The organism is Shewanella sp. CG12_big_fil_rev_8_21_14_0_65_47_15, assembly GCF_002783505.1.
Taxonomy (GTDB): Bacteria; Pseudomonadota; Gammaproteobacteria; order Enterobacterales; family Shewanellaceae; genus Shewanella.
The window spans coordinates 86,117-92,548 of sequence record NZ_PFGL01000071.1; the positions used below are offsets into that span (position 1 = coordinate 86,117).

Sequence of the window (6,432 nt, forward strand, 5' to 3'; positions counted from 1 at the left end):
ATCATGCATGCTATCTCTCTGTGCTATTGCAATTATCTAGTTTTAAATTCTGTTATAATTTGAATTTTAGTCATTAAGACTGAGGTTGAGTTTGTAATTGTTTTTAATATGTTTACATTGTGATTTATTGGTTTTCATTCTGTTTAAATATACGGTTTTAAATAAGTTTGTAGCCTGCTTATTGATTGAGCATAGTTATTTTTTGTTATGTAAAATCAACTAAATATCAAATTTCCGTGATGCGGTTAGCTTAATTTAAGATGAAAAAGTGAAATTTATTCATTGAATTAACGGCTAGCATGTTTCACTATCCCCTGCCTAAGCCAAAAATGGATTGGCAATTGTGCTCATCATGGAAGATGAATAACAAAAAAACTACATTTCTGGGGAAACCACAAGCATGATGAAATCACTTTCGACGCGGATCTTTATAGGTCTGTTTGCGGGTCTTATTTTCGGCACAATAGTGCAGTACTTCTTAAACGATATCGGCTTTTTCTCGGGCAATTTAGTCGAGCTTGCCGGCGGCGCTGGCACTATGTTCGTCAATATGATCATGATGCTAGTCGTGCCATTAGTATTTGTGAGTATTGTTTGTGGCGTCTGTGAGCTGCAAGATCTCAAAAGCTTTGGCCGTTTAGGCGGTAAGACCTTCGGTTTCTATATCATCAATACTTTTGTCGCGATCGCGACGGCATTATTAGTCGTGCTGTTACTCGACCCTGGTAAAGGTGTCGATATGAGCAGCACAGACGGCATGGCGATTACTGCGACTGAGCTGCCAAGTTTGATGGCATTAGTTGTCGACATAGTCCCGCGTAACCCTGTCGCGGCCTTTATGTCGGGCAATATGTTGCAAGTGATCTTTATGGCTTTAATGCTCGGTGGGGTGATCAAGTCACTCGGTGAGCATGTCGCTGGCGCTGTGCAAGGTTTTCAAACTGCGAATAAAATCATGATGAAACTGATTTCTGTAGTCATGAGCTTAGCGCCCTACGGTGTGTTTGCCTTGATGTTCAAGCTCGGCGCGACCTTAGATGCCAGCGTGTTTATGAGCGTCGTTGAGTACATGGTGCTGATCCTCGCGCTACTACTAGTGTGGATTTTTGTGGTTTACCCAATGGCGGTGGGCATATTTACCCCGATTTCGGCTAAAACCTTCCGCGAGAAGACCCAAGAGCAAGTGCTATTTTCACTGTCGACCGCAAGCTCGAATGCGACGATTCCTGTGACTATGCGTACCTTAACCGAAAAGTTAGGTGTGAATCGCGCGGTAGCAGGTTTTGGTGTGCCGCTTGGCGCGACGATGAACATGGGCGGCGTGGCGATTTATATCACTATCGCCATCTTCTTTGTCGCCAACGCCTTCGGTATGCCAATCACCTCTGAGCAATTGCCTTCACTATTATTTAGCATTTTCCTACTCTCTGTCGGCGCCGGCGGTGTCCCTGGCGGCGGCATGGTGATGATAGGCGTGTTAATCCATCAAATGGGTTTACCAATAGAAGCCTTCGCCATAGTAGCTGCGCTGGATCGCATTATCGACATGGTGCTGACCTCCTGTAACGTGGTAGGCGATACCGCGGTATTGACCATAGTAGATCAAACCGAGAAAGTGCATCAGCTTGAGTTAGCGAAGAGTTAACAACACTAAGTCATATGCTATAAAGCAAAAAGCCACTGATATCAGTGGCTTTTTTATTAAGCGAATTGGAAGCTGCATTGGTTCATTTATCTGCCTTTGACCATTATGACAGGGGTGAATGCTGTGATTGGAGTGAGCAAGTTAGATCTAAATACTGCCATTGTCCGGATCTAAAGAGTCGATTGCCCCAAACTGACCCACATACAGATGCAGATATGTTTTATCAAATTAAAAGTTGGCTAAATAAATACAACTTCAACCATACTGATTTATAAGCTTAAATTATTTGGAATATTAGGAGGCACCATGACTGGATTTTGGCAGACAGTGGGAGGCCGGTTACTCAGCATTCCGTTACTGGCATTGCTGGGTTTTGTGGTGCTGGGCATCATGGAGCTAAATGCACTTAACCAAAGTTTAATTAAGGGGAGGGAAGATCGTGTTGTGGCAATTATTGATAGTGGCCTGAGTATAGTAAAACATTATCAGACACTAGAGCAAAGCGGCGCGTTAAGCACTGAGCAGGCACAGCAGCAGGCCATGGCGACCATAAAGGCCGTTCGTTATGATGGTACCGAATATATTTGGATTAACGATACCAGTCGGCCTATCCCCAAAATGGTTATGCATCCAACCGTATCCACTTTGGATGGTACGGTGATGGACAAACCAAACTTTCATCATGCGACCCTAATGCGTAACCGTGATGGCAGCCAGCAACAGACCCTCAATAACGCCAACCTGTTTGTCAGTTTTGTTGATGTGATAGCCCGTTATGGGAATGGTTTTGTTGAATATCAATGGCCTAAACCCTTAAAGGGTGGGGGTGTCACGGAGGAGCGCTATACCAAGTTGTCCTATGTGGCAAAAGATGACAAATGGGGCTGGGTGCTAGGTTCTGGTATTTATATCGATGATGTTAAGGCGGCTTTCTGGGTGGTAGCGATGCAAGTTGGATTGGTTGTCGTGATCATTATGGCTTTGACAGTCGGTGTGTCCTTGTATATCCGTAGGTGGTTATTGCAGGCGTTAGGGGGCGAATTGGCGACAACAAAAGCACTAGTGCAGCAGGTTGCGGCGGGTGACTTCTCGGTTAACTTTGCCTTGAAATCGGGGGATAGCGACAGCTTGTTAGCGGCATTAAGCGGCCTCATCAGTCAGTTGCGCAATATTATTGGCCAGCAATCGGCAATGGCTGAGCAACTGGTCGAGCAATCTGAGGCACTTGATAATACCAGCCAACAGACACAGCATATTTTACAAAATGTGATGGATCAAACCGCTCAAGTGGCTACCGCGGTAAATGAAATGACCTCGACTTGCGAGGATATGGCCCGCAACGCGACTATGGCCGCTAAAGCGACTAGGGATGCCGACACTGAGGCCCAGAATGGCGTGACGTCCGTCGGCCAAACGATTACCGCAATTGATGCGCTTAAAGTGAAACTGGAGCAAGTCTCTGCTGTGATAGGGCAGTTGTCCAAACGTGGTGATGAAATAGGTGCGGTCACGGATGTGATAGGTGCTATTGCTGAACAGACCAATCTGTTGGCATTAAATGCTGCGATAGAAGCGGCGCGGGCCGGGGAAATGGGGCGTGGATTTGCCGTTGTGGCCGATGAAGTGCGCACCCTCGCCAGCCGCTCTCAGGCGTCGACTCAGGATATCAATAGGCGTATTCAAGGTATTCAGCAAGACTCTGTTAACGCGGTGCAATCTATGGAGCAAAGTCGAACCGAAACGGAGCAAACTATTGTCTGTTCACAGCGGGCCAGTGAGGCGCTAACCCGGATTAACAGTGCCGTGTCGAGTATTACCGATGTTAACGACCAACTGGCCAGTGCCACTGAACAGTTAGCCGTTGTGTCGGGTACTATTAATCAGAATATGGAGAATATTGCGCAGGCGGTAGAAAACACTAACGCCAAATCTTCAGAATTGTCGACTGCCAGCCATCAACTACGGGAAATGGCTAATGAGATGAAAAAGTCACTGAGTGGCTTTAGGTTATAAGTCAGATAAAAATAAATACTGATGAGGTAGCGGCTAAGAGTATGCAAGGTTCAATCTATGCTGATATTGAGAGGATGGCGGGAATGCTCCCGCCTTCTACTCAATATCAGCATAAGGCTAATTACTGAACACAATCTTGTTTTAATTTCACCACAGCATCGGTAAAACCTGCCGCGACTAAGTTTGAACTGGTGTATTTACTCGAACGAAACGAGATGACTTCGAGATGTAACTCGGTCGATTGGAGCTGGCTTAAACTTTCCCACAGATCTGGGGCCGTTTTATCGCCACTGGTAAAATTCATTAGTGTGGCAGTGCCCCGTAACTTAAGCCTATTTTGTTTGTCGCTACTAATAATCAACACACTGGGGTCGCCACTCAATGCAAAGGACTCTGTCATAGTCACGTTTAAAATTGGCTGAGTATGACCCACGGTGCAGGCTAACGTTAATTTCAGATTTTTGTCGATAAAATCGATACTATGACTCTTTGGAGAGGGCGTTGTATCTAATGCTGTGGCCAAATCTTCCTTGGCATGGGCATAGCTTAAATGGCCGCCAAGCATGAGGACCAGTAACTTTGTTTTCACTTTACAACCTTGTGATTTCAGCGAGTTAATACAAATTGTTGCCTTGATGACTATGCTGCCAAAATGTTGGTAGTTATAAACATTTTTGACGACTTTGAATAACCCTTTTAGATGGCGTAATCCCCCATAGGATAGGAAAATAGCCGCGTTTTGCAGCTTGACCTATGTATGTCGAGATTGCTCAATATTATCGCAAGTAACAATTTCAATTTAAACATAATGTTACAGTGCTTAGATGCATTTAATACCAAAGTGCGAGGGAGTAACGTGGGTTGTAAAAGAAAAAGCCACTGATATCAGTGGCTTGGATTTAGATATTTATGGCCTAGTACTCTAGCTACTCTGCCTAGAGATAATGTTCAAACAGGGTATGTACTTTGGCATGTTTATAAAGGTGCTTATTTGCGGGTAATTCTGTCCAGATATCCCATGGCAAAGGCTGACAATACAAAGGTGATGTGGATTAATAAGTACCACATGATTTTGTCATTGGCGATATTGTCCACATTCATAAATATTTTCAGCAGGTGGATGGACGAAATCGCCACGATAGAAGCGGCCACTTTGTTTTTCAGTGAACCCGAATCCAACTTGCCGAGCCAGCTGAGTTTTTCGCTGTCTTCGCCCACATCTAACTGTGAGACAAAATTCTCATAGCCGGAAAACATCACCATCACGATAAGACCGCCGACCAAAGTGATATCGATAAGTGATAACGTGACTAGGACTAAGTCCACTTCGCGCATCTCAAAAATGATCGGCAGAATATGGAAGATCTCTTGGAAGAATTTAATGCCTAAACCGATTAGGACTAGGCTTAGCCCCAAGTAAATGGGCGCCATAATCCAGCGCGATGCATACATTAGCCTTTCAAATATTTGTTCCATAATCCATTAAACCCTTTATCTAAAATGCGGTAAAAAATCGAGTCACTAATGACTAAAACAGTAACATAATGCACTTTATGCGCGCTATTACCCAATCACAAGGGCGTGAGTTATATGCTGCTATTGTGTTTTTTTGTAACCTCTGTGGTTATTTAAACCCTATCTTAGGTGTTAGTAGCGCCACATCGTTTAATTTGCACTGCCTTTGATATGTCTGATCGTCGCTTTTTTCAACCTAATACCAAGCAAATTCAGCCATTGATAATCATTTTTCTCGGTATTTTAGGGCTTTGATGAAGGAAGTGACATTTGTCATCCTAGATTGCTGACAACTCACACTGCCGTGATGGACATTTTACGCTGATACTTAAGTCATCTAAACAAGGAGGCTTAATCATGCAACATAAATCACTGGATCAACAACTTATCGAATACCGCCAACAACGTGCTTTAGCTATGCCTTTATCAGGCATGATTGTATGGACGCTATTGTTTATCTTGAGTTTTATTCTGCCAGCATCGCAAATGGTGATGGCAACATTTATCGGCACTGGTTCTATTATCTACCTTGCTATGGGTATTTCGCGGCTGACGGGCGAGAATATCTCGTTTAAGAAAAGCGCTGAGCGTAATTGGTTTGAGACTGTGTTTCTGGCAGGGGTGGGGATGAGTTTTTTAACCTTTAGCATCAGTATTCCCTTTTTTATGGAAAGCTATTTAGCACTTCCCTTCGCCCTTGCGGTGCAAACAGGTTTAATGTGGTTAGTCCACGGTGTTTTAGCGGCGCAAAAGGTGGCCATAGTACATGCGATTGTGCGCACTGTGGCTTGCGCGGCTGCTTTTATGTTGTGGCCTGAGTTGAGTTTTCAGCTTCAACCTTTGATTGTGGTGGTATGTTATGGGTTCTCTATTCCAGTGATGGAACGTCGTTGGAAGATTCAGCAAAATCTGTGTGTTGCAAGTTAGTTGGGCGTTTCAGTTTCCACTGGCGTGTAGAAGAGCAATACGGCCTAGCGGCCGAGGTAGGTCAAAGTCGTGGGGCTTTATCTCACACTTGTTTATGTAGATGTATAGTTATTGCGGCCTTCGGCCGGGGTGAATCAAAGTCGTGGGTCTTCCACCCACACCCGACCAAGGAGGACTGCTCGTCCTATCCTCCTTGGATGCTCCAAGACGCCCCTAACGGAGTTGAAAACCCCTTGTGCTCATTGCCAAATTTGCTATCGCTTCCGAAGGATGCGTCCCTGCACCTGCGAAAGCTAGCTCGCCATCCATGGCGAGACTCACGCAATTTGTCT

General features: G+C 44.8%; 5 protein-coding genes. 3 read left to right on the top strand and 2 right to left on the bottom strand.

The window, feature by feature from the left end:
* Window positions 1-400 precede the first annotated feature (400 nt).
* Together COW15_RS20520 and COW15_RS20525 are read left to right on the top strand one after the other, a co-directional pair.
* Entirely contained in the window at window positions 401-1,645 is a 1,245-nt protein-coding gene (locus tag COW15_RS20520; RefSeq protein WP_293635607.1) for a dicarboxylate/amino acid:cation symporter, read from the top strand.
* A 306-nt stretch (window positions 1,646-1,951) separates the two neighbouring features.
* Complete coding sequence (locus COW15_RS20525; protein ID WP_293635609.1) at window positions 1,952-3,658, top strand: methyl-accepting chemotaxis protein; 1,707 nt, start codon at window positions 1,952-1,954, stop codon at window positions 3,656-3,658.
* Window positions 3,659-3,779: 121 nt separating this feature from the next.
* Here COW15_RS20525 and COW15_RS20530 read toward each other — a convergent pair whose 3' ends face one another.
* Together COW15_RS20530 and COW15_RS20535 are read right to left on the bottom strand one after the other, a co-directional pair.
* Window positions 3,780-4,247, bottom strand: coding sequence for a hypothetical protein (locus COW15_RS20530; protein ID WP_293635611.1), 468 nt, complete (start codon window positions 4,245-4,247; stop codon window positions 3,780-3,782).
* Between the two features lie 398 nt (window positions 4,248-4,645).
* Window positions 4,646-5,134, bottom strand: coding sequence for a TIGR00645 family protein (locus COW15_RS20535; RefSeq protein ID WP_293635613.1), 489 nt, complete (start codon window positions 5,132-5,134; stop codon window positions 4,646-4,648).
* A 396-nt stretch (window positions 5,135-5,530) separates the two neighbouring features.
* Between COW15_RS20535 and COW15_RS20540 the strand changes: the two genes are divergently transcribed.
* On the top strand, window positions 5,531-6,100 hold the full coding sequence (locus COW15_RS20540) for a hypothetical protein (RefSeq protein ID WP_293635615.1): 570 nt from the start codon (window positions 5,531-5,533) through the stop codon (window positions 6,098-6,100).
* The last annotated feature ends 332 nt before the right edge of the window (window positions 6,101-6,432 follow it).